This window comes from Thalassotalea atypica (genome assembly GCF_030295975.1).
GTDB classification, from domain to species: domain Bacteria; phylum Pseudomonadota; class Gammaproteobacteria; order Enterobacterales; family Alteromonadaceae; genus Thalassotalea_F; species Thalassotalea_F atypica.
Genome location: NZ_AP027364.1, coordinates 1,970,607 through 1,996,327, shown reverse-complemented (window position 1 = coordinate 1,996,327; position 25,721 = coordinate 1,970,607). Strand labels below are relative to the sequence as shown.

Annotated in this window: 22 protein-coding genes; 10 read left to right on the top strand and 12 right to left on the bottom strand. The window is 40.6% G+C overall.

Features of this window, described 5'->3' with window-relative positions; all coding sequences use genetic code 11:
* Positions 1 to 2: 2 nt before the first annotated feature.
* The 3 genes from QUE03_RS09265 to QUE03_RS09255 are packed head-to-tail and all read right to left on the bottom strand — an operon-like array spanning position 3 to position 1,666.
* Positions 3 to 626, bottom strand: coding sequence for a DUF3833 domain-containing protein (locus QUE03_RS09265; protein WP_286267363.1), 624 nt, complete (start codon positions 624 to 626; stop codon positions 3 to 5).
* On the bottom strand, positions 619 to 1,197 hold the full coding sequence (locus tag QUE03_RS09260) for a chalcone isomerase family protein (protein ID WP_286267361.1): 579 nt from the start codon (positions 1,195 to 1,197) through the stop codon (positions 619 to 621). Before QUE03_RS09260 ends, QUE03_RS09265 begins: the two co-directional genes overlap by 8 nt.
* Positions 1,184 to 1,666 carry a DUF2878 domain-containing protein gene (locus QUE03_RS09255; RefSeq protein ID WP_286267359.1) on the bottom strand — a complete coding sequence of 161 codons (483 nt, stop codon included), beginning with the start codon at positions 1,664 to 1,666 and terminating at the stop codon, positions 1,184 to 1,186. The genes QUE03_RS09260 and QUE03_RS09255 overlap by 14 nt, the downstream gene beginning before the upstream one ends.
* A gap of 167 nt (positions 1,667 to 1,833) precedes the next feature.
* Between QUE03_RS09255 and QUE03_RS09250 the strand changes: the two genes are divergently transcribed.
* Positions 1,834 to 2,202, top strand: a complete 369-nt coding sequence (locus tag QUE03_RS09250; protein ID WP_286267357.1) for a VOC family protein — start codon at positions 1,834 to 1,836, stop codon at positions 2,200 to 2,202.
* 418 nt (positions 2,203 to 2,620) lie between these two features.
* Here the strand turns inward: QUE03_RS09250 and QUE03_RS09245 are convergent, their stop codons facing one another.
* The 3 genes from QUE03_RS09245 to QUE03_RS09235 all read right to left on the bottom strand — a co-directional run bounded on the left by QUE03_RS09245 (position 2,621) and on the right by QUE03_RS09235 (position 5,597).
* Positions 2,621 to 2,992, bottom strand: coding sequence for a hypothetical protein (locus QUE03_RS09245; RefSeq protein WP_286267356.1), 372 nt, complete (start codon positions 2,990 to 2,992; stop codon positions 2,621 to 2,623).
* Positions 2,993 to 3,305: 313 nt separating this feature from the next.
* Complete coding sequence (locus QUE03_RS09240) at positions 3,306 to 4,958, bottom strand: AMP-binding protein (protein ID WP_286267354.1); 1,653 nt, start codon at positions 4,956 to 4,958, stop codon at positions 3,306 to 3,308.
* A gap of 39 nt (positions 4,959 to 4,997) precedes the next feature.
* Positions 4,998 to 5,597, bottom strand: coding sequence for a TetR/AcrR family transcriptional regulator (locus QUE03_RS09235; RefSeq protein ID WP_286267352.1), 600 nt, complete (start codon positions 5,595 to 5,597; stop codon positions 4,998 to 5,000).
* Between the two features lie 155 nt (positions 5,598 to 5,752).
* Here QUE03_RS09235 and QUE03_RS09230 point away from each other — a divergent pair, with 155 nt between their 5' ends.
* The 8 genes from QUE03_RS09230 to QUE03_RS09195 are packed head-to-tail and all read left to right on the top strand — an operon-like array spanning position 5,753 to position 15,337.
* Positions 5,753 to 6,607, top strand: a complete 855-nt coding sequence (locus tag QUE03_RS09230) for a beta-keto acid cleavage family enzyme (RefSeq protein ID WP_286267350.1) — start codon at positions 5,753 to 5,755, stop codon at positions 6,605 to 6,607.
* A 22-nt stretch (positions 6,608 to 6,629) separates the two neighbouring features.
* Entirely contained in the window at positions 6,630 to 7,514 is an 885-nt protein-coding gene (locus QUE03_RS09225; RefSeq protein ID WP_286267348.1) for an SDR family oxidoreductase, read from the top strand.
* A gap of 49 nt (positions 7,515 to 7,563) precedes the next feature.
* Positions 7,564 to 9,177 (top strand): acyl-CoA carboxylase subunit beta, encoded by a 1,614-nt coding sequence (locus tag QUE03_RS09220; RefSeq protein ID WP_286267346.1) that lies wholly within the window; start codon positions 7,564 to 7,566, stop codon positions 9,175 to 9,177.
* Between the two features lie 26 nt (positions 9,178 to 9,203).
* Positions 9,204 to 10,361: an acyl-CoA dehydrogenase family protein gene (locus QUE03_RS09215; protein WP_286267344.1), complete on the top strand. Its 1,158-nt coding sequence runs from the start codon at positions 9,204 to 9,206 to the stop codon at positions 10,359 to 10,361.
* Positions 10,361 to 11,179, top strand: a complete 819-nt coding sequence (locus QUE03_RS09210; RefSeq protein WP_286267342.1) for an enoyl-CoA hydratase/isomerase family protein — start codon at positions 10,361 to 10,363, stop codon at positions 11,177 to 11,179. Before QUE03_RS09215 ends, QUE03_RS09210 begins: the two co-directional genes overlap by 1 nt.
* 56 nt (positions 11,180 to 11,235) lie before the next feature.
* A complete protein-coding gene (locus QUE03_RS09205) occupies positions 11,236 to 13,227 on the top strand; it encodes an acetyl/propionyl/methylcrotonyl-CoA carboxylase subunit alpha (RefSeq protein WP_286267339.1) in 1,992 nt (663 codons plus the stop codon).
* 55 nt (positions 13,228 to 13,282) lie between these two features.
* Entirely contained in the window at positions 13,283 to 14,107 is an 825-nt protein-coding gene (locus tag QUE03_RS09200) for an SDR family oxidoreductase (protein ID WP_286267337.1), read from the top strand.
* 57 nt (positions 14,108 to 14,164) lie between these two features.
* Positions 14,165 to 15,337 carry an acyl-CoA dehydrogenase family protein gene (locus QUE03_RS09195; RefSeq protein ID WP_286267336.1) on the top strand — a complete coding sequence of 391 codons (1,173 nt, stop codon included), beginning with the start codon at positions 14,165 to 14,167 and terminating at the stop codon, positions 15,335 to 15,337.
* Positions 15,338 to 15,411: 74 nt separating this feature from the next.
* Here QUE03_RS09195 and QUE03_RS09190 read toward each other — a convergent pair whose 3' ends face one another.
* From QUE03_RS09190 to QUE03_RS09170, 5 genes are all read right to left on the bottom strand, one after another.
* Entirely contained in the window at positions 15,412 to 16,152 is a 741-nt protein-coding gene (locus QUE03_RS09190; protein ID WP_286267333.1) for an enoyl-CoA hydratase/isomerase family protein, read from the bottom strand.
* Between the two features lie 390 nt (positions 16,153 to 16,542).
* Positions 16,543 to 17,982, bottom strand: a complete 1,440-nt coding sequence (locus QUE03_RS09185) for an aldehyde dehydrogenase (protein WP_286267331.1) — start codon at positions 17,980 to 17,982, stop codon at positions 16,543 to 16,545.
* Between the two features lie 212 nt (positions 17,983 to 18,194).
* Positions 18,195 to 19,793, bottom strand: coding sequence for a GMC family oxidoreductase (locus QUE03_RS09180; RefSeq protein ID WP_286267329.1), 1,599 nt, complete (start codon positions 19,791 to 19,793; stop codon positions 18,195 to 18,197).
* 326 nt (positions 19,794 to 20,119) lie between these two features.
* The gene (locus tag QUE03_RS09175; protein ID WP_286267327.1) at positions 20,120 to 22,495 is read right to left on the bottom strand and encodes a TonB-dependent receptor; all 2,376 of its coding nucleotides are present in this window, start codon (positions 22,493 to 22,495) and stop codon (positions 20,120 to 20,122) included.
* 263 nt (positions 22,496 to 22,758) lie between these two features.
* Complete coding sequence (locus tag QUE03_RS09170; RefSeq protein WP_286267325.1) at positions 22,759 to 23,583, bottom strand: SDR family NAD(P)-dependent oxidoreductase; 825 nt, start codon at positions 23,581 to 23,583, stop codon at positions 22,759 to 22,761.
* 420 nt (positions 23,584 to 24,003) lie between these two features.
* On the opposite strand from QUE03_RS09170, the gene QUE03_RS09165 reads away from it, so the two are divergent.
* Entirely contained in the window at positions 24,004 to 25,023 is a 1,020-nt protein-coding gene (locus tag QUE03_RS09165; protein ID WP_286267323.1) for an AraC family transcriptional regulator, read from the top strand.
* Between the two features lie 8 nt (positions 25,024 to 25,031).
* Here the strand turns inward: QUE03_RS09165 and QUE03_RS09160 are convergent, their stop codons facing one another.
* The gene (locus QUE03_RS09160) at positions 25,032 to 25,691 is read right to left on the bottom strand and encodes a TetR/AcrR family transcriptional regulator (RefSeq protein WP_286267322.1); all 660 of its coding nucleotides are present in this window, start codon (positions 25,689 to 25,691) and stop codon (positions 25,032 to 25,034) included.
* Positions 25,692 to 25,721 lie beyond the last annotated feature (30 nt).

Below are 25,721 nucleotides of genomic sequence, written 5' to 3'. Positions count from 1 at the left end.
CCCTACTGACATTGCTGGTGAGGCGTCTCTTTATCGAAAAATATACTTATCTTAGCCACGGTAATACCTAGCTTTGACATAGTTGTATGATTTATTACTCTGTATTCATCTATTTGGTACATCCAATCATCCATAGATACTGAATACGTGTCATTTTCCACTGCCAACAATAAGTCATATGTAAATTGAAAGGCGAAGCCACTGAGTCTGCCCTTTGCTACCCCCTCGACATCTTCAGCTGTTCCTTGATAGTGCTTTTCTGACACTTTAGTTAAATTCCAATTCCGATAGCTTATCTCACCATCTTGAAAGAAAAATTTTTCGGCTAATATGCCTTTACTTTTATCCCATGTACCATTGAGTTCAACGCAAAAACGTCTAGTCACCTTTTGGGTATAATCTTGTACGATACCATATGCGATAAGATCGCCGGAAAAGTACGTTTTAATATCGAAACTCTGGCTTTCAACTTGGCGCTTGTATTCTGTTATATCCGTCGTACAACCCGCTAATAACATTGATGAGCTTGCGGCGACCACAGTGATGAATCTGTAGCGAGAAATAATACTTTCAAAATATGTATAGAACTTTTTCATTGAGGAAGCTAGGTTAAACACGTCATTCATTATAGATTTCTCCCATTAGTTGCTTTCTTAGCCTTGGCTGACTTGTTCTCTCTGATAGCCAAATATCGATAAACATTTGTCCGAACATACTTGATTGGATCTCCCCAAGATAATCACGATTGAAGTAGAAATAGCTTCGATTGTTATTGATAAGAAGCGAAAGACTGTCCCCGTCTGTGATATCAGGCCATAGACGTTTTAGCTCAGGAATGAACTTCTGATAATGTACATCAATAAACCCTATATATTGCCATTGCTCTATCGTTCGCCTAATCAACTCTTCATTTGAAATATCAGTTAAATATTTAATTTCAAATAAGAGTTGCTCATTTACTATATCGATAGGGTACCTACCTGAAGACGTATATAGTTTGCTCTCATAAATGTCCCAAAACAGGACAGTAAACATAGCTTTCCCCATAGGCAACAGTTTACTACTTTCAATAATGTCACTGAGATTACAAGGCACTAGCGAAGTTTCAAACCTCTTACAGGCTTGTACCTCTTGTGGAACAAACATAAGTGCTAATGTAAAAATAGAGTGCCTCAGCGTGCGACTAACGAATGCCATACACCCTGCTTTTGATGAAAAAGAAAACGAGAAATAAACAAGCCCATACTGTGCTCAAAGTAATGTATGTAATAAGTATTGACTGAGCAAAGTCGACCACATTTAATTTAAATCCGCCAATGTAACTTAACGGAGCGAATACAGCACCAACCGTGCTCTGTAATACGTAAGATGAATCGAGAAACGATAAACTATGACCCAATGTGGCAGCAAAACAAGCCCATAACGTCATTAGCCAAAATGGAATATGTTGAGTTTCAGAAAATATGAAGAAACCAAGGTATTGGAAAACTGAGTCAACACAGATACCAATGCTTGACGTAATAAGAATTAGTAGTAGTTCATGTTGGCGATGGTTAACACTTACGATGTGTGCAATTAACATTATCAAAGCTACTGGAATAAAGCTGTTCTCCCATATAACCAATCCAAACCAGCACAAATTAAAACCTATAACGTTTATCAACATTCAAATTCTCGTACATGAATTTAATAATCTGTTATACGGTGAAATGATCTAATTGGATTAGTTGTAGATAAATATTTTCTTACATTCTGCATACTGTTCATTTATACAGTCACATGCTATATCTATATAACAATAAACATTTCACTCAAACAAAGAAGGCAAAGATAATGATCGGATACGTAACTTTAGGGACAAACGACTTTGATAAATCAGCTAAATTTTATGATGAGTTACTCGCAGAGATTGGCGCAAAAAGATTTATGGAAGATGATACTTTTATTGCATGGGCTGTAGACCCAGAGAAGCCGAGCATCGCTATCATCAAGCCCTTTAATGGTAAGCCTGCAACAATAGGCAACGGTGTAATGGTTGCTATAGTGCTAGAAAACCCACAACAAGTTGATGCCTTATACACAAAAGCGATTGAACTTGGGGCAACAAATGAGGGTACACCTGGCAATCGCGGTGACAATTTTTATGCTGGCTATTTCCGCGATTTAGATGGCAACAAACTTAATTTTTTCTGTATGACATAGCCCCTGTATCGTTTTACTTAAAGGCACCAGTTAAAACGCATAAAAAGGTGCCTTTAAATTTTCTGTGGCAGAAGATTGAAGTGAATGAAGAGCAAACAAATATTGGTTAAACAGACTGGTTAAATAATACTGATCAATTAATATTGGCGGATTGACTGTTTGGTGATCGCCACGGATTGTATTAATGACATCTTCAGTGGTTTGTTTCTCGTACTACTGAGTTTGAGAAAAAACGAACAATTAGCTTTAACTTCGCTTTCTGTAAACGACAGATAAAGGTGTAAAAGGAGTGGGTTAAGGCTCTATACATTCCCCAACTCTATATAGTCAGCGAATATACTCATCTAAAACCTTCTATCACCCCTCCTTTAAAATAACATTTTTATTTCAGTTAGTTAGAGGTGGGGAACATAACTCGTTACCTAACAAGTAAAAGTTTGTCTTGTTTTCTAGCAGGAAATTGGACTGATACATATGCCACAGCGGTAAATAGAACGATAGCGCCGATATAGCCGATGTATTGATTATCAATCGATAGAATATCAAGTTTCAAAAGTCCTTTTTCACTTAGCCCTACTGCTGCACCGTAAGCAAATAAAAACAATCCACTTGATCGCCCTTTTGCCTTAAACATCTTGGCAATTACGTAACCTAAAAAAGGAATAAATGACCAAATTAAAAAAACAACAATGGAGAATACTATTGCGTCTATCGACATTGTCGCACTCCCCATTACCTTAACAATTGTAGTGAGTTGAACAATTAAATAACCAAAATATAAGTACAGCATAACAACTAAACCTAAAAGTATTTTGATTATTGTGCCCGACTTACTCAATTCTGAAGCTGATCTTAGTCAACATAAAGAAAGAAATAGATACAATTACCCTTTTATATTGAATAGCTTATAATCCAGAAATCAAGACGATTAGAAATGGCAATGCAATATAGTAATTGGCCTAAAACGTAAAAAAGCCACTAACGCTGTAAGTGGCCTTTATTCATTATTTTTTTGTGATTATATTTAACTGAAGATCAGCAAGTTATCACCTAGTTTAAATTTTTCACGCTTTACAAAAACTAAGCAATAATGAGAAGAAAATTTATTCCCAGTTAATGCATTGATCTTTGGCTAAACCATTAATGGTTTCAATATAACGCTCAGCAATTGAATTGCGTCTTAACTTCATTGTTGGTGTTAATAATTCATTTTCAATTGTCCATTCACTATTCACCAATAATACTTGCTTAACACGCTCGAACGGCTCAAGTTGCAGGTTAATTTCTGGAAGCTTTTCTTCAATCATCGCAGTAACATCCGATTTACTCATCGTAACGCCTAATTCAGACAAACCGGCTATTAAAAATGGTGCATCCATACCATGACCAATTACACACATTTGTCCCAAACAGGTGACATTAGACAACAGGTCTTCAATGTTTGTTGGCTTAACAAATTTGCCCTTAGTTGTTTTAAACACTTCACTTAAACGTCCTGTAACGTGCAACAAGCCTTGCTCGTCTATCATTCCGGTGTCTCCGGTGTGATAGTAGCCGTCACGTAACACCTCTGCTGTCTTTTCTGGGTTCAAATAATAGCCCTTCATTAGCGCCTTACTCTTAAACAAAATTTCGTTATTGGTGCCAATTTTAACTTCACAACCATTAAACGGTTTACCCACGGTGCCTGGTACGGGGTTATCATCTAGGCAGATACAGCCATGAATACAATTTTCGGTCATGCCATAACCATTTTTTAATGCTATACCTAAGTTTTGGTACCACATTTGTAATTCTAATGGCGTTGGCGAAGAGCCAGTAATAATAATATCTGCGCAACTTAAACCCAGTTGTTCTCTCATTTGTTGTTTAAAATGCGCAACTTTTTCTTTGTCTGGATCACTCAGCATTTTCTCTATATTTTCAGGCGATACTTTACTTTCTATTGCCTCTTTAAATTTTTGCCAAAGCCTTGGAACAGAAAAGAAGAACGTTGGTTTTGCTCGTTTTAGATCATTACTAAATGTTTCCATGGACTCAGGAAAAGCTACGGTACCACCAGTGTATAAACTATAAAGCAACACAAGCACCCGCTCTGCGGTATGAGATAAAGGTAGGTACGAGAAAAATCGAGTATGCTCATTAAGATTAAAGTCTTCAGCCATATGGGTTACCGCTAAAGAAACATTGTCAAAATGATGCATAACACCTTTAGGATTACCGGTCGTTCCAGAGGTATACATAAGAGTATAAAGCGACTCTAAATCACGTAAAGGCTGCCCATTTATAGGCTGATAGTGCTCAATGATATCAGCCAAATAATCATCACAAGGTGAATTACACCCCATTAAGCCGACTCGTTTAATGCACGTACCGTCTAATGCTTCTTCAATCGTTATTGGTGTATCAGCGTGTCCAATAAAAATAAGTTGGCAATCGCTATGATTTAGCACATATTTCATCGATTGCTTTGACTGTCCCGTATATAAAGGAACGCTTACATGCCCACTCATCATTATGGCCAAGTCTACAATAAACCAATCTGGGCTGTTTTGAGCGTAAATGGCAATTCGTGTGCCAGCTGGATAACTGAGCTCTTGCAAATAGGCCGTTAGTTGACGTGCTCGACGAGCAACGTCTCCCCACGTATATTCAATAAATTTCTCCTGATAGGATTGCCTTAAATAGACCGTTTCAGGTTTGGTTGTTTCCCAGTAATACAAACGCTCCAATGGTTGTTGTAATTTTATAGACATTTGTCTTCCTTCTATTATTTTATAATTATTTTCAATTAGTTAATAAACTATACTTTGGAATACTTTGTCGGCTAACTCTTGCTCTGTAAGGGTTCCGCTAGGCTTATACCAATTGCATGTTTCCAATAAAGAACCGCGAATAAAGTGCCTTTGAAATTTTGCTTCAACATTCACAACGCCCGACAATAGCAAAGTATCTAGAATCTCATGCCAATGAGCTTCATAACGTGTTCGAAGTGACAAAATATATGCTCGATTATCAGCATTAAGGGAGCGCCATTCTGGCACCATCAACTGAAACCCCGGTGAGTTTTCATTATGTAAAGCCCTCACTTCACAATGAATGAGTATTCTTAATTGTTCTTTAGAGTCACCTGTGCTTTTCAGTTCTTGCTCCATAGAAGAAATTACTTTCAATATGGCTTCTGCCATCGCTGTGCACAAAATAGCTTCTTTATTTGGGAAATGATGAAATAGACTACCCGAGAGAATGCCCAATTCAGCCGCAATATCTCTCACAGTGGTTCTGGCATACCCTTTGGCTTTGAACAGTTTTGCCGCCGTGTTAATTAACTTGCCTTTCGCAGAATTGGCATCTGTAAGCTCAATACCATCAATGCACTTGTCTTTCCCAACCATATGCCCCCTAACTTTGTCCTCTCACTCCGAATATTTAGCTTTTTGATAATAACCAAATTATTTTATTTGACAACCAAGCGCTTGCTTGGTTACCGTAGTATTAAATAAATCGCTCTTAATAGCAATCACGTTAATCATATTTTTGGAGAGTATAAATGTCTGATAAAGCGGTCATCACTTGTTCTTTAACTGGAGTACTAACAGACCCAAAGCAGCACCCTGTGCCTGTGACTCCTGCTCAAATGGCTGCTTCAGCTAAAGAAGCTTACGATGCTGGCGCCAGCTGTATGCATATTCATTTTCGCCAACAAGAAGACGGCAAAGGACATTTAATGTGCTGGGATCCTGAAATCGCACTTGAAATGTCTGACGCTATTCGAGCCGCTTGCCCTGATGTGATCATCAATTACACCACAGGAACGATAACACGTGACCAACAAGGGCCGATTGATTGTATTCGCCGTGGTAAGCCCGAAATTGCAGCATGTAACGCTGGTAGCCTCAATTATCTAAAAGTTAAAAGTAATGGGCAGTGGGCATGGCCACCGATGCTTTTTGAAAATCCAGTCGACAAAATCGAAGAAATTCTTGCGGTAATGAAAGAGTCTGGTACGCGAGCAGAATTCGAATGTTTTGATGTTGGGATCGTACGTGCCGTTGGGATGTTTCAAGAAGTCGGTATTATCGACCGCTTAGATTACAACCTAGTTATGGGTGTTAATTCGGGTATGCCAGTTGATGCTGACTTACTCCAGTTACTGATGAAATACCTTAAACCAGGGGCTCACTGGCAAACTACTTTGATCGGGCGAGAAGAGATTTGGCCCGTACACCGCAAAACCGCAGAACTCGGTGGTCACCTGCGAACGGGTGTTGAAGATACCTTTTATTTACCAGACGGCAGCCGCACCAGAGGTAATGGCCAACTTATTGAGACTTTAGTGAAGTATGCTGAAGACGCAGGTCGAACAATAGCGACGCCAAAAGAAGCCAGAAAAATTTTCTTATAAAACTTAACGATAGAAATCAATTATGCGTTATCAGTCAACACTAGCGGCAAATACATTCAGTGGACAAACCATCATTATCACCGGTGGTGGCAGTGGTATAGGCCGCTGCACCGCCCATGAATTGGCCAGCCTTGGAGCCAGAGTCATTCTAGTTGGCCGCACTCAATCCAAGCTAGATAAAGTTGCTGCTGAAATAGGTCAAGATAACGGTTTAGTTGATAGCTATAGCTTAGATATTCGAGATGAAGAAGCTGTGAGCAATTGCGTCAGTCGACTAATAGATAACCATGGCGTTATTCATGGCTTAGTCAACAATGCTGGCGGCCAATTTCCTGCCAAAATGGAGAGTATCTCCAAAAAAGGGTTTGAAGCTGTTATCGCCAATAACCTGACTGGCGGCTTCTTAATGTCTCGTGAAGTGTTCCGTCAGAGCATGAAAAAACATGGCGGCGCCATCGTCAACATTACTGCAGATAACTTAAATGGGATGCCAAATATGGGACATTCTGGAGCAGCGAGAGCTGGAGTTGAAAACCTAACAAAAACCCAAGCTTGGGAATGGGGGCAATATGGAGTTCGTGTAAATGCGGTTGCGCCGGGTTGGGTCAATTCTAGTGGTTTTGATACTTATGATGAGTCAATGAAAGCCATGATTCTTAACCTTAAAGACCATGTGCCACTGAAACGTGTTGCTACCGAAGCCGAGATCAGCTCAGTACTGTGTTTCCTAATCAGCCAAGGTGCCAATTATATCAGTGGTCAAACAATCAGAGTCGATGGCGCATCTTCTCTGGGTTCAAGTTCAGTCGTGTGTCCATTGTCCAATAAAGAAGCCACTAACAGTAATTCCTTCTCAGGCTTTCATCGCGCTGAGTTGCCGAAGGTATTTGACACGACCAACAAATAAATAGGGCTCAAATTGAGTCAGCAATATTTAAATTTATGAGATTAACCTTATGCCAATATTAGCATCGAGTATCGATACCAACAGCCTTGAGTTTTTAGAAAGCCGCAACGCAATGACCAAGGCAATAGACTGTTTTCGAGATATCGAAAATAAGGTCATAGAAAAAGCGGAACATGTGCGTGTTCGTTTTGAGAAAAAAGGCATTTTGTTGCCCCGAGAGCGTTTAAATTTACTACTCGATCAGGGCTCAGTTTTTTTAGAATTGAGCTCTCTTGCTGGTTTCATGATGTATGACGATACCGATGGCACCGGTGCTGGAGCTGGAGTTATTTCTGGAATTGGCTACGTTAGTGGCGTTCGGTGCCTAATAATTGTAGACAATTTTGCTATCAAAGGCGGCACCATCACCCCGATTGGTTTGCAAAAAAAATTACGCCTACAACAAATCGCACTAGAAAATAAACTACCGATTGTGTCGCTAGCACAAAGTGGTGGTGCAAACTTAACGTATGCTGCTGAAACATTTGTACAAGGTGGCCGAGGGTTTGCCAACCAAGCAAGACTATCAGCAGCGGGCATTCCGCAAATAACCGTCGTTCACGGCAGCGCAACCGCTGGTGGCGCATATCAGCCAGGATTATCTGATTACATCATCATGGTACGAGAACAAGCCACTATGTACCTTGCAGGTCCACCACTATTGAAAGCGGCAACAGGTGAAATTGCTGATGATGAGACACTCGGTGGTGCCAACATGCATACCAGTGAATCAGGTGTAGGTGATTACCTTGCAGAAAATGATGCTGACGGCATTCGCATCGCCCGTGACATTTTGGCACAAATACCATGGAATGAACAAATTGAACATCAAGATACTCATGATTACTCACAGCCGCTTTATAGCGAGGAAGAGTTAATTGGTATCGTACCCGCAGACCCTAAAACGCCTTATGACTGTAGAGAAATCATCGCTAGAATTGTTGATGGCTCAAACTTCTTAGAATTTAAACAAGAATACGATCATCAAACGATTTGTGGTCACGTCAAAATGGCAGGAAAAAGTTGTGGAATTATAGGTAATAACGGTCCTATTACTTCCGCTGGTGCTGCAAAAGCTGGACAGTTTATTCAATTGTGTGAGCAGTCTAACACCCCGCTATTGTTTCTACACAATATCACGGGCTTTATGGTCGGTACTGAGCCAGAGCACAGCGGCATCATCAAGCATGGCTCAAAGCTCATCCAAGCGGTGGCTAATGCGACGGTGCCCAAATTAAGCATTAATGTTGGCGGTTCATATGGCGCAGGAAACTATGCCATGTGTGGTCGAGGTTTCGACCCTCGCTTTCTTTTTTCTTGGCCTAATAGCACGACAGCTGTCATGGGCGCAGCACAAGCAGGTATGGTGTTGCGTATCGTTTCAGAAGCAAAAATGCGTAAACACGGCAAGGTAGACGAAGAAAAGTTGGCTTCTATTGAAAAAGCAACCAGCGACATGATGCAAAGTAAAACAACTGCATTGGCCTGCACCGCTAGAATTGAAGATGACGGTCTTATTGACCCTAGAGATACCCGCAAGATAGTCGCCCTGCTACTAGATATTTGTCTACAAGCAGAGCGAAGAGAAACTCGTGCCAATACGTTTGGTGTTTCGCGCTTTTAATCAAAGGTTTTATTAAGGATCCTCAAATGATATTTACTCAAGAACATGAAGAGTTACGAAGAACAACAAAAAGCTTTATAGAGAACGAAATTAATCCATTTGTTGAAGAATGGGAACTGGCTGGTCACTTCCCAGCCAAAGAGGTTTTTAAAAAAATGGGGAATCTCGGTTTACTAGGCATCACCAAACCAGAACAGTTTGGCGGAATCGCCCTTGATTACAGCTATGAAGTTGCCTTTGCAGAAGAAATTGGTGGGGCTATGTGTGGTGGTGTTCCCTTAGCTATTGGTGTTCAAACTAATATGGCCACACCCGCGCTAGCTCAGTTTGGTAGCAATGAACTTAGACATGAATTTTTAGCGCCCGCTCTCGCTGGAGAGATGGTCGCTAGTATTGCAGTATCCGAGCCAGCAGCAGGCTCTGATGTAGCTTCTATCACGACTAATGCAATCAAAGATGGTGATGATTACATTATCAATGGCAGTAAAATGTGGATTACCAACGCCACGCAGGCTGACTTTTTTTGCTTATTGGCCAATACCAGTGACGGTAGTCGCCATCGCAATAAATCGTTGATCATTGTGCCTGCTAATTTACCTGGCATTACTATTGGTGAAAAGCTAAATAAATTAGGCATGCGCTCTTCAGATACTGCGCCGATATTTTTTGATAATGTTCGCGTACCACAGCGTTATTTAATAGGTGAAGAAGGCAATGGATTCACCTACCAAATGCTCCAATTTCAAGAAGAAAGGTTATTTGGTGCCGCCATGAATCTCAAGTATTTGGAATTGTGTATCAACAGTACCATTGACTACACCCGGGACCGCAAAGCCTTTGGCCAATCTTTACTGGATAACCAAGTCATTCATTTTCGTTTAGCTGAAATGCAATCCGAAGTAGAAGCGTTAAGATCTATGTTGTACCGCTCAACTCAAATGCACGTTAACGGTGACGATGTCAGCCTACTTGCTTCAATGACGAAGCTAAAAGCCGGAAAATTAACCCGAGAAATCCCAGACGCTTGTTTACAGTTCTGGGGAGGTATGGGTTATATCGAAGAAACCATCGTAAACCGTATCTATAGGGATTGTCGCTTAACGGCTATCGGTGGCGGTGCTGATGAAGTAATGATGGGTATCATCAGCAAAATGATGGGCACACACCCTGGAAAAAATAAGTAATGAATAACTTACCTAACTGTGAGCATCTCATACTAAACGAGCACAATGGTGTGCTCGATATCACCTTGAATCGTCCTGATGTGCGTAATGCTATGAATTTAGCATTGGTCACGCAACTTATGGAAGTTTTTACTGCCATTGAAAGCAATACCGAAATCAAAGCCGTGGTATTAAAAGGTGCTAACGGTAACTTTTGCGCTGGCGGCGACCTTAAAGATATGACGAATGCGCGCAAGGCACATAAAACAAGCAATGGAGATGGTAAAGATCCATTTTATCTTTTAAATCGTGAGTTTGGAAAAATGATCAGCCAAATTAATGCCGCCCCTCAAGTGGTAATCACACTACTTGAAGGCATTGTACTTGGCGGCGGTTTTGGACTTGCTTGTATTAGCGATATCGCCATTGCTGACAGTGATACACAATTTGGATTGCCAGAAACCAGTTTAGGTTTACCGCCAGCTCAAATTGCACCATTTGTTGTACAAAGAATTGGTTTAATGCAAGCCAGACGCTTGATGTTAACCGGATCACGTTTCAATGGTAATGAAGCTAAAAACTTAGGTGTAGTCCATTTTGTTAGTAACAGCACTAAGGAAATGTTAGGCATTTTAGCACAGCAAATAAAACAAATTCAGCGCTGTGCACTTCATGCCAATCGTACCACTAAACGACTCATGTTAGCCGTTGGCAAAGTAGACAATGATACCTTACTCGATAACGCTGCTGATGACTTTTCATCGGCAATTCAAAGTGAAGAAGGTATTGAAGGTACCAATGCTTTTATTGAAAAACGCCCAGCCTACTGGGTCAGATAAATGAAAACGAAACTAATCATCCAATAATGCGCGGCCAGAAAGAAAAGAGTATTCCTATGACAGATTTTTCAAAAATTTTAATTGCTAACCGTGGTGAAATAGCCGTTAGAGTAATAAAAACGGCCAAAGCAATGGGCTATAGAACCGTTGCAGTTTACAGTAAAGCAGACGAATCAGCTTTACATGTTGAACTTGCCGATCAGGCTGTCCTAATCGGCGCTCCTGCAGTTAGTGAATCCTATTTGGTTGCACAAAAACTCATTGATGCCGCTAAACAAACTGGGGCTGATGCCATTCACCCTGGATATGGCTTTCTATCAGAAAACGCTGACTTTGCTAAGTTATGTGCACAACACAATATTACATTTATTGGCCCATCAGCAGAAGCTATCGAATTAATGGGCAGTAAGCGGTTATCGAAATTAGCCATGATTGCAGCGAATGTACCGTGTATTCCTGGCTATCAAGGTGATGACCAAAGCGACGAATGCTTACTCAAAGAAGCCAATAAAATTGGTTTTCCATTGATGATCAAAGCCTCCGCCGGTGGTGGTGGTCGTGGTATGCGATTGGTGTTTTCAGCAGATGAAGTGGCTGCAGCGCTCAAGAGCGCCCGCTCTGAAGCACAATCAGCTTTTGGCAGTGGCGAACTCATATTAGAACGCGCCGTGATAGAGCCACGCCATATTGAAATTCAAGTGTTTGCTGATAATGCTGGTAATACGGTCTATTTAGGTGAACGCGATTGCTCGATTCAACGCCGCCATCAAAAAGTAGTCGAAGAGGCCCCTTCCCCTTTTGTTGACGAGAATTTGCGAGAAAAAATGGGAAACGCTGCCGTTAATGCTGCGAAAGCTTGCCAATATTCAGGCGCAGGTACCGTAGAGTTTTTAGTTGACAATGACGAGCACTTTTATTTCCTAGAAATGAATACGCGTTTGCAAGTTGAGCACCCAGTTACTGAATTAATCACGGGCTTAGATCTTGTTGCATGGCAATTAAGAGTAGCAGCTGGTGAAGACCTCCCTTTATCTCAACAACAAATAGAATTGACTGGTCACGCCATGGAAGTACGCCTTTACGCTGAGGATCCAAGCAACAATTTTATGCCGCAAACGGGTGAAATATTAGGGTGGCAATTACCTGAACAAGATGGCATTCGCGTTGACCACGGCATTCGTAAGGGACAAACCATCAGCCCGCATTATGACCCAATGCTGGCAAAAGTAATCACCTTTGGTCAAAACAGAGCTGAAGCAAGACGCAAACTAGTTTGCGCAGTTGAAGATACTGTTTTAATGGGTGTTAACAATAACAAGCGCTTTTTAATCAACATATTAAAACATAAGGTCTTTGCACAAGGTGAAGCAACTACTGCATTTATAGAGCAGCATTTCTCAGATGATGTGAGTTTACACAAAGCTCAATTGCCGCTGAAAAACCTAGCCATTGCCACAATATTGATGCACGAACAAACCAGTAAAAAAATTACGCCTTCGCATGAATTATTACGTTGGCACAACGGCTTTTCTGCTCCTTGGCAATACACATTAACTGATGGTAGTGATAATTACTCTTTAAAACTAATAGTCGATGGTGATAACGGTTCGCCTACCTACACCGTGATTTCAAACAACAATAATATTGTCATTGAACGTGTTGAAATTAGAGAAAATCAAATGAAATTTCTTCATAACAATGTCCTTGAAAGCCTACCATTTGTTTTTCATGAACAAGCATTGTTTATCGATTCAGACGTCGGAAACATCTGTTTAGAAAATATTACCCATGCACCGGTTTGCGCGGAAGAAAAAGCAGGCAATGGCAACATAAAAGCGCCGATGGATGGTGCGATTGTTGATGTCATGGTAGGACCTGGTCAACAGATCACTAAAGGTGAAAACATATTGGTATTAGAGGCGATGAAAATGGAACACACCATCAAAGCTGATGTTGATGGCGTTATAGCATCTATTCATACGAGCTCAGGTGAGCAAGTTAAAAACAAACAGTTATTAGTAACGATTACGAACGATAACAATGATTAATGATAGCTAGCTGAGTGCGGTTTAATTATTACATTTACGACCAAAGAGAAATACGATGAATAACTTAAAAGGTAAAACAATTTTTATTACTGGAGCCAGTCGAGGTATTGGCAGAGAAATAGCGCTAAAGTGCGCTAAAGATGGTGCAAATATTGTGATCGCCGCCAAATCAACCGAGCCTCACCCTAAATTGCCTGGCACGATACATACGGTGGCTCAAGAAGTTATCGAGGCAGGAGGACAGGCATTAGCAGTTAAACTTGACGTTCGTGACGAAGAAAACTTCACCGAGGCATTAAAGCTTGCTGCTGACACGTTTGGCGGTATAGATGCAATTATTAATAATGCTGGCGCAATTCGATTAACTCCAGCAGAAAAAACTGACATCAAACGATTTGATTTAATCTATCAGATCAATACAAGAGCAGTACTGTTAGGCTCAACACTTGCGTTGCCTTATCTAAAAGCGTCAACCAACGCCCATATCATCAACTTATCTCCACCATTAAACTTAGGTGCCAAGTGGCTGAAACCCTACATCCCATATACCATCACCAAATATGGCATGTCTTTACTAACACTGGGCTTAGCTGAAGAATTTAAAGATTATGAAATTGCAGTTAACTCATTATGGCCACAAACCACTATAGCGACCGCGGCGGTCGAATTTGAAGTAGGAGAGGAAATCTTAGCAAATTCTCGCACGCCGGAGATTATGGCGGATGCTGCTTATCAAATGCTAATCAGCAAGAGCACTGAATTGACAGGTCAACTGCTACTGGATGAAGCTTTGCTTAGCAGTAAGGGCACGACTGATTTCACGCATTATCAACACGACCCCGATTGTACAGAGCTACACAAAGATCTTTATGTCGATTAATTGGCTGAATAAAGACTAAGTTGAAATTTCAGCTTAGCCTACTAACTTGGAATAATTATGCCTCTAAACTTTGATGATACCCGTCTGCCTTCTCCTTTTTTAAATAAGGATCATGACGCTTGGCGTGAACAAGTCAGGCGCTTTGTTGATAACGAGATCATGTCCAGCATCAAGCAATGGGAAGAAGACGGCTACATACCGGATGAACTCTGGCCAAAAGCAGCCGAAATTGGCTTATTACAAATGGGCTATCCAGAAACATATGGTGGTATTAGTGAAGGTATAGATATCTTCTTTAAGCTTGTTGCCTATGAAGAACTTGCTCGTTGTGGCGCCGGAGGTATCATCGCAACATTGATGGTTCATTCAATTGGTTTACCACCCGTGGTGAAGTATGCAAGTGACGCCATAAAAGCTATGGTTGTACCGCAAGTCCTAAACGGTGAAAAGAAAATAGCATTAGCCATAACGGAGCCTTCTGGTGGTAGCGATGTCGCAAATTTACAAACAACAGCTCGCAGAGAAGGCGATTACTACATTGTAAATGGCGCTAAGACCTTCATTACGGCAGGTATGCGCGCAGACTATTTTACTACTGCCTTACGCACAGGAGATGACGGCGCAGGCGGAATTTCATTGCTGCTCATCCCCGGTGATTTACCCGGTATTAGTCGTTCACAATTAAAAGAAAAACAAGGCTGGTGGTGCTCAGATACCGCCATTATCTATTTTGATAATGTCAAAGTACCTGTAGAAAACATTATCGGCGTTGAAAACAAGGGTTTTACTGCCATTGTAGGTAATTTTAATAGCGAACGTTTAACGTTGGCGGCGGGGGCAATATCTGCTGCACGCGTATGCATTGAAGAAGCTTACCTTTGGGCTGTTGAACGAAAAACCTTTGGTAAACAATTAAGTAAGCATCAAGTAATCGCCCATAAATTTGCAGAAATGGTAAGACGAGTTAACGCATCACAAGCCTATATGGATAACTGTGCTTGGCAAATGAAAACGGGCAATGCTCGTGCTTCAGATATTGCGTTATTAAAAGTTCAGGCGACGCAAACCATGGAATTTTGTGCTCGCGAAGCGATGCAAATTTTAGGCGGTATCAGTTTCATTAGAGAATGTAGAACAGAGCGAATTTATCGTGAAGTACGTGTCATGGCCATTGGTGGCGGCTCAGAAGAAATAATGCGAGATTTGGCCAGTCGCCAAATGGGCCTATAGCTCATAATCCTTTATCGAGCGCTCTATAAAAGCGACATAACTACTGATTATGTCGCTTTTTTTAGCGTGTAATATTAAGACAGAAGACTCGCTACTGCAGATTGGCAATAATCCGTTTTAAGTAATCGCATCACTTCTTTGCGCTCATTTTCCACCACCTCCTCAAGTAAGTTATCTGTGGCATTTCGTAGTAGCTTTCGACTTGTGCAAACAGAATCAGCAGGCATTTTTGCAATTTTCATTGCAAGTTGACTTGCGGTGGCCAGTAACTCACTTGGCTGACATACCTGATTAACAATCCCATACTGATACGCTTTTTCTGCATCAAATGAACTGCCTAACACACCCAATTCAAAGGCTCGGTTGTTACCTACTTTTAGCGGTAGCAATACACTTGCTCCTGCTTCTAAACAAATGCCAATATGACTAAAAGGTAAGCTAAAGTTACTGTTTGTGGCAGCTAGCACCATGTCACAATGCAACAACATCGTAGTGCCTATACCAATAGCTGGCCCTGCGACTGCTGCGACCAAGGGCTTTTTAGACTGACAAAGCGCTTGAATAAACCTAAAGGCAGCGAGTTCTTCGTTATTATTCGCTGAAGTTATAAAGTCTTTAAGATCATTGCCTGCACAAAAACAATTCTCATCTCCTTGAATCAGTAAGCAACGAATTTGATCGCTTTGATTAGCATACGTAAACAACCGACAAAGCTCGTTATACATATCGGTATCAAGCGCATTCTTTTTATCTGTTCTATTCAAACTAATAGTGAGAACACCGTTTTGTTCTTGGTAATTAATAAACTCAATCATTTGATCTCCCAGAGTAAATGGTAATATTTGCAGTGACTAGTGAAATCACAACTATACCTTTTGAATTTTTTTCAGGGTTAAATAGTGGAACACACCAAACAGCATCATTTGCATGAAATGATAGCCCAACGATTGCGAAGCCTTTTTAAATCTTGAGATGAACACAAAGTATTCAACAATATGTGTCACCAAGACGGTAAGAATTAAAACAGTTAGCCAATAAGTATTTAAACCCAGATCAAGAATGAACAGGTGAAATAACATGATTGACCAAATCAATAAAATAGCTATTTTTAAGTATCGCATCTAGTAACCTTGCAAAATAACCGGCTTTTTAAACACACCGCCGGAATCGGTGTATACGCTATCTATTTATCAATAAGCAGCTGATTAACGAATGATTTTTTTCAATAAACTAACTTTATTACCGTATGGCGCATAACGAAGTGGAATGTCTAACCATGTCGCAGACTTTAGTACACTTTTCTTATGGCTAAATAACTCAAATGAACATTTGCCATGATATGCACCTATACCACTTTGACCGACACCACCAAAAGGCAGATGTGGGTTAACTGCATGTAGCAAGGTGTTGTTAACGTTTACGCCACCACAGCGCACATTGCTGATAAGGGTCTGCTCAAACTTTTTATCTGCGGTGAATAGATACATGGCCAACGGGTGTTGAGGTAGCTTTTCAATTTGCTGGCAAACATCTTCCAAATCAGAAAAATCAAGAACTGGTAACACGGGCCCGAAGATCTCTTCTTGCATAATATCGTCAGCAAAAGTAACGTCTTGCACTATCGTTGGTGCGATAAACTTTTGTGCTGCATTTACTTGCCCTCCAACGACCACCCTATCTTTGGGAATAAGAGCGCTGATGCGTTCAAAATGTCGGTCATTGATAATACGACCACAGTCATTACTCTCTTGCGGGTCGTCGCCATACCACTTCAAAACAATTTCTTTCGCTTTTGCTAGAAATTCTTGCTTTATGTCTTGATGGACATAAACATGATCAGGGGCGATACAAGTTTGCCCCGCATTTAAAAATTTACCAGACAATATACGTTTAACGGCTTGTTCTAGGTTGCAGTCTTTATTCACTATCGTTGGCGATTTGCCGCCTAACTCTAACGTTACAGGGGTTAAATGCTTAGCAGCGGCGGCCATAATAATTTTTCCAACAGATGGGCTACCCGTAAAGAATATATGATCAAACTTATGTGTTAATAATTCGGTAGTAACCTCTGTACTGCCCTCAACGCTATTAACATAATGCTCGTCAAAGATGGACTTTATTAACTCACTAGTAATTGTCGAACAAGCAGGAGTTAGTGACGAAGGCTTAATGATGATGGTATTGCCAGCGGCAATAGCGCCAATTAGCGGTTGAAATGCCAAGGCCACTGGATAATTATAAGGAACCAGAATTAAGACATTGCCTAAAGGTGTATGCTCAATTCTACTTCGGCCCGGTTGTGCTAAGAGGCCGGTGGTCACCTTCGTTGGCTTCATCCATTTTTTTAAATTAGCAATGGCATCTTTGACATCGTCGTATAGCACAGTCAATTCAAAGTAGGCTTCAAATTCCGGACGTCCTAAGTCCTTGTGCAATGCCTGAACAAATTCCTCCGTTCTGTCGACAATAGCTTGTTTTAGTTTTTTTAACTGAGCCAGTCTAAATTCATAACTTTTTGTTTTACCAGTTTTAAAATACTCTCGTTGTATCTCGACGACTTGTTCGAGACTGTGATTAGTCACTTGGTTATTGGGAGAATTTTCAGCTCGAATGTTATCGATATTTGTCATTTTAATAGCTTCCACAATACTCTCTTCTTGTATGAAATTTCAACATAAATGGGCTCAATTTCACCTAGAAACTGAGTCTGTTAATTTTAGATATCACTGCAGTACAACTTCACCTTCAACCTCTAGGTATTTATATATTGTTAACCTGAACTTAAATCGCCCCAATATTTTGATCGATTTCAGAGAATGCTGAATCAACGAGGTTTTTGCGAAATTGGTCTTCGTCATTACGCACACTTATCTGCTGATAAAATCATGTCTGCTGCTTTTTCTGCAATCATTATCGTCGGTGCATTTGTGTTGGCAGATATCAGGGTTGGCATGATTGAGGCATCAACAACACGTAAAGACGCTATGCCATGTACCTTCAACTCACTATCAACCACCGACATAGCGTCTTGCCCCATTTTACAAGTTCCAACAGGGTGGAAAACATGAGCCACTTTTTCTTTGATCCCTGCGATAATTTCTTCGTCACTTTGGCGATGTTTGCCTGGAAAAACTTCTTCGCCGCGATGACTGTCTAGCGCAGGCATACTGATGATAGTCCGCATTTTCTTTACGGCTTTAAGCAATACATTCATATCATCAGGGTGAGATAGTAAATTTAATTGAATTAGGGGATCTGAATTAGGATCCTTATTTAGCAATTGAACACTACCGCGACTTTTAGGGCGCGCTACATTGACATGAGCTGAAAAGCCATGCTCGATAAGGTATTCGATATTTCGACCCACATCATCGAACATCAGCGGTAAAAAATGTACCTGAACGTCTGCAACCTCAACATCATCGCTTGATTTATAATATGCACCAACGGCAGTGACAGAATTTTGTATAGGCCCATTTCTTCCAAAGAGGTACTGTACCCCTTCTTTTATTCTGGGCACTAACGCTGACAATGAATAACCATCTTTACGTGTGCTTTTATAAACAACTGGAACTTCTGGGTGTTCTTGTAAATTTTGCCCTACACCTGCTAAGTGATGAAGAGGTTCAATGCCGACTTGTGATAAATGATTGGCATCTCCAATACCTGATAACATCAGTAATTGAGGAGAGTTAAATGCCCCGCCGCTGAGAATAACTTCCTTACAAGCATAAACTTCTTTTGTTTCACCATGCTGCTCATAAGTAACACCTGTTGCTTTTTTTCCGTCTAACAATATCTTACTTGCACGGGCCTCGCTGATAACGGTTAAATTACGACGTTGCATAGCTGGCCTTATGAAACATTTCCCTACACCAGAACGCTTACCGTTACGGATAGTAAATTGATAATTCCCAACACCATCGAGCTGATTATTATTAAAATCATTATTTAACGGTAGCCCCGATTGATGAGCAGCATCGATAAACAATTTTTCAATTCGATAGTAATTTTTAGGCACATCAGAAACCGTTAGCAAGCCACCTTTTCCGTGATACTCACTCCTACCTCGGGAATTATCCTCAGATTTCTTAAAATAAGGTAGAACATCGTTAAAGCCCCAACCTTTATTGCCCAGCGCTTCCCAAGCATCGTAATCACTGCTGTGGCCTCGGGTATATACCATGCCATTGATCATACTGCTCCCACCCAGTCCTTTGCCTCGTGGGCAAAAACTACCCCGCTGATTAGCGTTTTCGTCTGGCTGACTGGTAAAAGACCAGTTAAACTTCTTCCAAAACATGTGAACACCAAATGCACCAGGAACATCGACTGCAAATGATTTGTCCGCACTGCCTGCTTCAATAAGGCAGACCTGATTATTTGGGTCTTCACTTAAACGGTTAGCGAGTACACCACCGGCACTGCCAGCCCCAACAATAATATAGTCAAACATTTTTCCATCCCTCACTGCTGTATAATTAGCTAGTTCCTGTTATTTTCATGAACTGTGACGCTCGCTACACAACTTTAAAATCGTGGGTTCAGCGGGTCATTAACCGCTAATTTGAATAGGGTTACTTAACAAATAAGATGGCTTCATTAATTGGGCGAATAGCTGTTGTTACAACATACGCAAAACAAAGCCCATAAACACGACTCAACAAAGTGGACAATGTTCTAGGAGCAATATCAAAACCGCCTCAGGCATTAGTGCTTCATTGAGCTAATTTAATTCAAAATAAAAAAGGGGAATATGAAGTACTCCCCCACCTTTACGTGCTACTCAAACAAGTAGCTAAGCTGCACAGTTACCGTTCGAGGTATGCTGTAGCTTGCGAAGTGTGAACCCGCAAATAATGGCATATCAGCAGCGTAGTAGTAATACGACTCGTCAGTAATATTCTTAACAATTAAGTCCGCCTGCCAGTTACTTTCAACCGAAGTCAAACTGGCAGAGAAATTTACCAAGGTAAACGCATCTTGCTTTGTCAATGGGTCAAGGTCAGCCGTGGCAAAGTATTCATCGCTGTAATTAAGGTCAAGGCGACTAATCACTTCATATTCGTTGAAAGCAAACTCATGTTGTAAGCTCGCAGACATTGTTAACTCAGGAACATCTTGCGTGGTTTTACCGCTAAGATCATTAATACCAGCCAAAGCACATGCCGCACCATTTAACCCAGATTGTGCGATTTGAAGACCTGTACAACCTGCATTAGTGTAGTCTTCAAATTCAAAATCGATATAACCTAAGTTAACATCCAAAAGAAAATTATCATTAAGTACCCACCTCATTTCTGCTTCAAGCCCTCTGGACGTCGCTTTTGCTGCATTATCAACAACAAACGTAGTGCCACCTGTAAATAAGGTTGTTTGCATATCCTCATAGTCAACAGAGAATATGGCGGTATTGAGCATTAAATCTCCGTCAAAAAATTCAAACTTAGCACCAATTTCAGAAGAGATTGCTTTTTCATTTTCGTATTCTATCTCACCCGTTTCTGCTGACATTGCAAATGAGTTGAATCCACCGCCTTTAAATCCTTTTGAAACTGAAGCGTAGTAGTTTGCGGTATCAGATTGCTGCCAGGAAAGACTCACTGAAGGAGAAAATAGGTTTTCTTCACGTTCAATCGGGGTGTCATGCACGGTAGCTTCTAACAATGCAATGCTCCAAACATAATATTCCGCGGGGCTTGAAAAAGCTGAACCTGATTTCACACCATCACCTGCGCCACCGTAGACATCAACAAACTGTTTACCTGTCTTCTCTTCTTCGGAATAACGAGCCGCAAAATCTAGTTTAAAGTTTTCAGCAAACCCGACGGATACTTGGCCAAAAATAGCTAATGTTTCTGTGTCTTGATGCAATCCATTTAGTCGACTGGTCACCGCATATTCAGGGGCAAAATTTAACGCTGCCAATTGCATGGCAACAGGTGTACCTTGAGCGGTCGCGACATCAGTGACTGCATCTACGCGCAATTCACTACTTTGCCAATAAGCGCCGAATAGATATTCAAAATTCTCATCATCTTTTGAAACAAACCTAAGCTCAGCGCTGTCTTGCGTATAATCTTCTGTTTCGCTCAGTTGCATTAATGGCAAAGGCCCTAAATCAGCATCTTGAGTACGGACAAAATCATACTTTGATTGTGCAAGAAGTGCCGTAATTGTGCCTTCTTCGGTTCTATATTCCGCTTTAAGGGCATTCTCGTTATAATCAGCGGCCATAAAATAGTCTTTGTCTTTACCGTTGCGACCAAGACCTGGGTAATTTTGATTGGAAATTAAGTTCTTCCCATCGTTGTCATCTTCGGCACCCATTTGTCTAATAAGTGCGGTTAACGGGAAGTCATCATTCAGATGTGGGTTTTCATATGAGGCGCCGTTATTCTCAAACTCGCCTTGTTCTACTCTGAGGTTAAGCTTGAATTGGTCATTTATTTGCCAGTTCAAAATACCACGAAAAGCGTCTTCTTCTTGCACAGGAAACTTCTTGGAAGTAGCTAAATTCTCTACCCAACCTTCTTTAGTTTCAGATGTTTGAAAAGCTAAGCGACCCGTTAACGAACCACTCTCATTTAGCGCGCCAGATACATAACCAGAATAGTCAGTTTTATCGAATTCAATTTCGTGGGCTGCAGTTAATTTTGCTTCTAAATAATCAGTAGGTTGCGCCGGTAATATACTGATAACGCCGCCGATGGTATTTTTGCCAAATAAACTACCTTGTGGGCCACGTAGCACCTCAATAGCATCAACATCCATAAAAGAAAAACGAGATTGCACACCGCGACCATGGTATACACCGTCGACAAATATACCGACAGACTGCTCGCCACCCGCTTGCAGATCGGAGTTAACTCCACGGATTGAAATAGTGTCTTGGATTGCGTTTTCAGAAATACTGACGTTAGGTAATGATTGCGATACATCACCTAATTTGTTTATTTTCATTTGCTTTAGTGAATCACCTGTTAACACAGATACTGATGCGGGCACTTCTCTCAAGGTTTGCACTCTTTGACCACCCCTAACTTCAATCACTTCTATTTCTTTGTCTTCTACTGCAACTTGACCTGATTCTTCGGCATAAGTTGGTGCAGCCATTAAGGCACTTGCAATAGATACACTTAAAAACGTTTTTGCCATTGTTCTTCCTTTCATGCTATCCCCTGTTATATTTTTATTGTTTTATTATTTTGTTTTTTATTACTTTCTTCGTGCCACACAACAAGCATTTACTAAACAAATACCTGCCTATGTTTCTTTGACTTATCTTGTACTGCCTGTAAATAGCAGCCTGCGGTCATTGAGTGTTCAGGAATAATTCGCTCAATAGCCTTATTCTTAAATTCTGATAGACATTTAAGGTGCGTTACATAGCTTCAAAAGGAAGAAGCCATCATTTGCTTTTACATTCTTAATCCACCGCCAACAATGACGGTTTGACCACTGATATAATTAGATTCCGGTGTGCAAAATAAGTAAATGGCATCTGCAGCCTCGCGAGCAGTACCACTTCGTCCCAGAGGCACCATTTTAGAAAAGCCCGCACTGACCTTTTCCGGAATGCCAATGCCCACCTCATTACCATCAACCACTATGGTTTTCTTTTCATCTGTTGCTTGAGTGAGTCGTGTTTCTATCACACCAAAAGCAACACAATTGACATTAATTTTGTGGCGTCCTAACTCTTTTGAAAGCGTTTTTGTCATACCGCCAAGAGCTGATTTCATTGAGGAGTAGTTAACTTGGCCGACATTACCGTACTCGCCAGCAACAGAAGAAATGTTGATGATTTTTCGGAAAACTTCCTTTCCAGTGTCTGCTTCTAATTTTGCAACAGGAGTCACGGCTTGTGTGAATGCGCGGTTAAGCTGAAAGGGTGCCTTTACATGAATGTCATACATGGCATCAAATTGTTTATCTGTTGCTTTGTGAAGCATGGCATCCCAGGTATAACCTGCGTTATTAACCAAAATATCAGGCGTACCAAACGATTTTTCAGCCGCGACAATGAACTCCTCAGCAAAGTATTGCTCCGTCACACTGCCAACATAAGCAATGGCTTGGCCACCAGCAGCAATAATTTCTGCTACGGCTTCTTCTGCTGGAACGCTGTCTAAATCATTAATAACAACTTTTGCCCCTTCACTGGCAAGCTTTAACGCTAGTGCTTTACCAATGCCGCGGCCAGAGCCAGTAATTAACGCCACTTTGTCATGTAATTTTCTCATAGGTTCACTCCTAATTTTTACATCAGCTTTTGCTGATGGGGTCAGCCCCTTTTAACCAGCTATCTTTTCCATTCAATTGGCGTTCAGTACAAAAACGTTGTCGTCATGAATCATTCAAACACTTCTTTTTTGAACCAATAAAGTAAATAGAAAACAAATATAGTCAGTTAACCGCTGGTTATATCTAAAGAAAATGGTTTGCCTATAGTGACTTTATTCAACATACTAACTGCAATAAGTTGCATTAAAACAAAGCCTGTTTTTTGTTTTCTTTTTAAACTAAATGCTTGGTGACTATTAAAATCTACAAGTTTCAAACTTGCTTTTACATGACAACAAATGCCATATCAGAGATTTATTGGCGTAAAAAGACAAAATAAGACTAAAGCAAATTGAAATTGGTTTGGGAGTACCTTCAATATGAATAATAAATTGCGTAGCAAAGAGCAGTTATTTATTACGAATAAATTTGTGCGTGATTTTAGCCTTATAGGCGAATCTATTGGGTTAGACAGAATAGAGTTTGCTAAAAGAGTGGGCCTTTCTTTAGCTGAAATAGACGAGCCTCAGGGCATTGTTTCTAAGAACTACTTACTTAATAGCTACGAAACATTACTCGAATATTCGAATGATGAGTTTTTGGGTGCGGGTATCACAAAAATCCCCAGAGGAACAGTCGCACTGATGGTCAAATCTTCATGTCTAGATTTGAACTTAGAACAAGCATTAAAATCAATAGCGCAAGTGTTGGAAATATCCCAAGGAACCGTTGGGTTGCAAACGGTAATTGAAGGTTCATTAGTCCGAATTCAATTTCTACCCGGCGTTAAAGATCCCCGTTTTTATAATTTGATTTGTAGTTTATTTATTTATGTTTGCGCTGACGTGTTGTCTGTATTGATCAAAAAAGAAATCCCGTTAGTTTATGCCTATTTTTCATGCGCTGATGCGGTCAATATTAGTGACTACCAATATATGTTTGACTGCCCTATTACCTTCAATCAACCGCAATGTGAAATTGCCTTTGACATAAGTTTGCTTAAACAACCCATTCGCTGCAATTATCATCAAGTTGAACAATACTTAAAAGTGCCCCTGTCTCTTTTAAAATATAAACATGAAACGTTAGATGTTATTCGTCAGATAAAAGATATTTTAGCCAATACTCCCAATGCTCAATTCCCGACACAGCAGGAGCTTGCTATGCAACTGGGAATGTCAGTAAGAACACTGCAACGAAAGCTTAACAACGAAAATCAAAGCTATATGACTATAAAAGACACCGTTCGCCAGCGCAAAGCTACGTTTTATCTTGAACATACCGAGAAAAGCATTAATGAAGTGGCAGAAAAGTGTGGTTTTAGTGAAATAGCGTCGTTTACTCGCGCTTTTACACGCTGGACGGGCATGACACCGTCCAAGTACGCTAAGCCAAGCTAGAATAAAGATTAGCGATCAACATCACTCTTTATAGCTAATGTCAAAAATCGTTCCGTTAGGTCATCAATAGAAAGTTCGCCATCAGCTTGATACCAGTGAGAAGTCCATATCAACGCGCCATGAAGCATATGCCTAAGATAGGCGGGTTCAACCTCCAAAATCCCCTCTGACTTTGCCTGCTCCAATACCTCTTCCCATAAGCTAAAGTAATTTTCTTGCGAAGAGAGTATTTGCTGCTGTTGCTCAGGTTTAAGCGCACGCCATTCATGGATTAATACAGCGGTAGCATTGGATGTTTTGCCGTGTATAAACTGTAATTCAATATAAATTAAACTACGCAGCTTATCTAATGTAGTGCCTGCTTCTTCAATTTCAGATTTGAGTGCAGCATCCATGGCCACAACCACCTCACTCATCACCGCAAATAAAATTTCCTCTTTATTTTTAAAGTGATGAAAGATACTGCCTGAAAGTATGCCAACCTCTGCAGCCAAGTCTCGCACGGTTGTTTTGTTATAACCGTTTTTTTTGAATAACTTTGCAGCTGATGCTAGTAACTTGCCTCTTGGACTACCAGGGTCAATGATTTTATTTTCCGATATCAATTTTCTTAAAATTACGCCGACTTGCAACCTACGCCCAACTTTTATGATGATAAATTGAAGCATAGTATATTACAGGACAAGCGGTTTAAACCA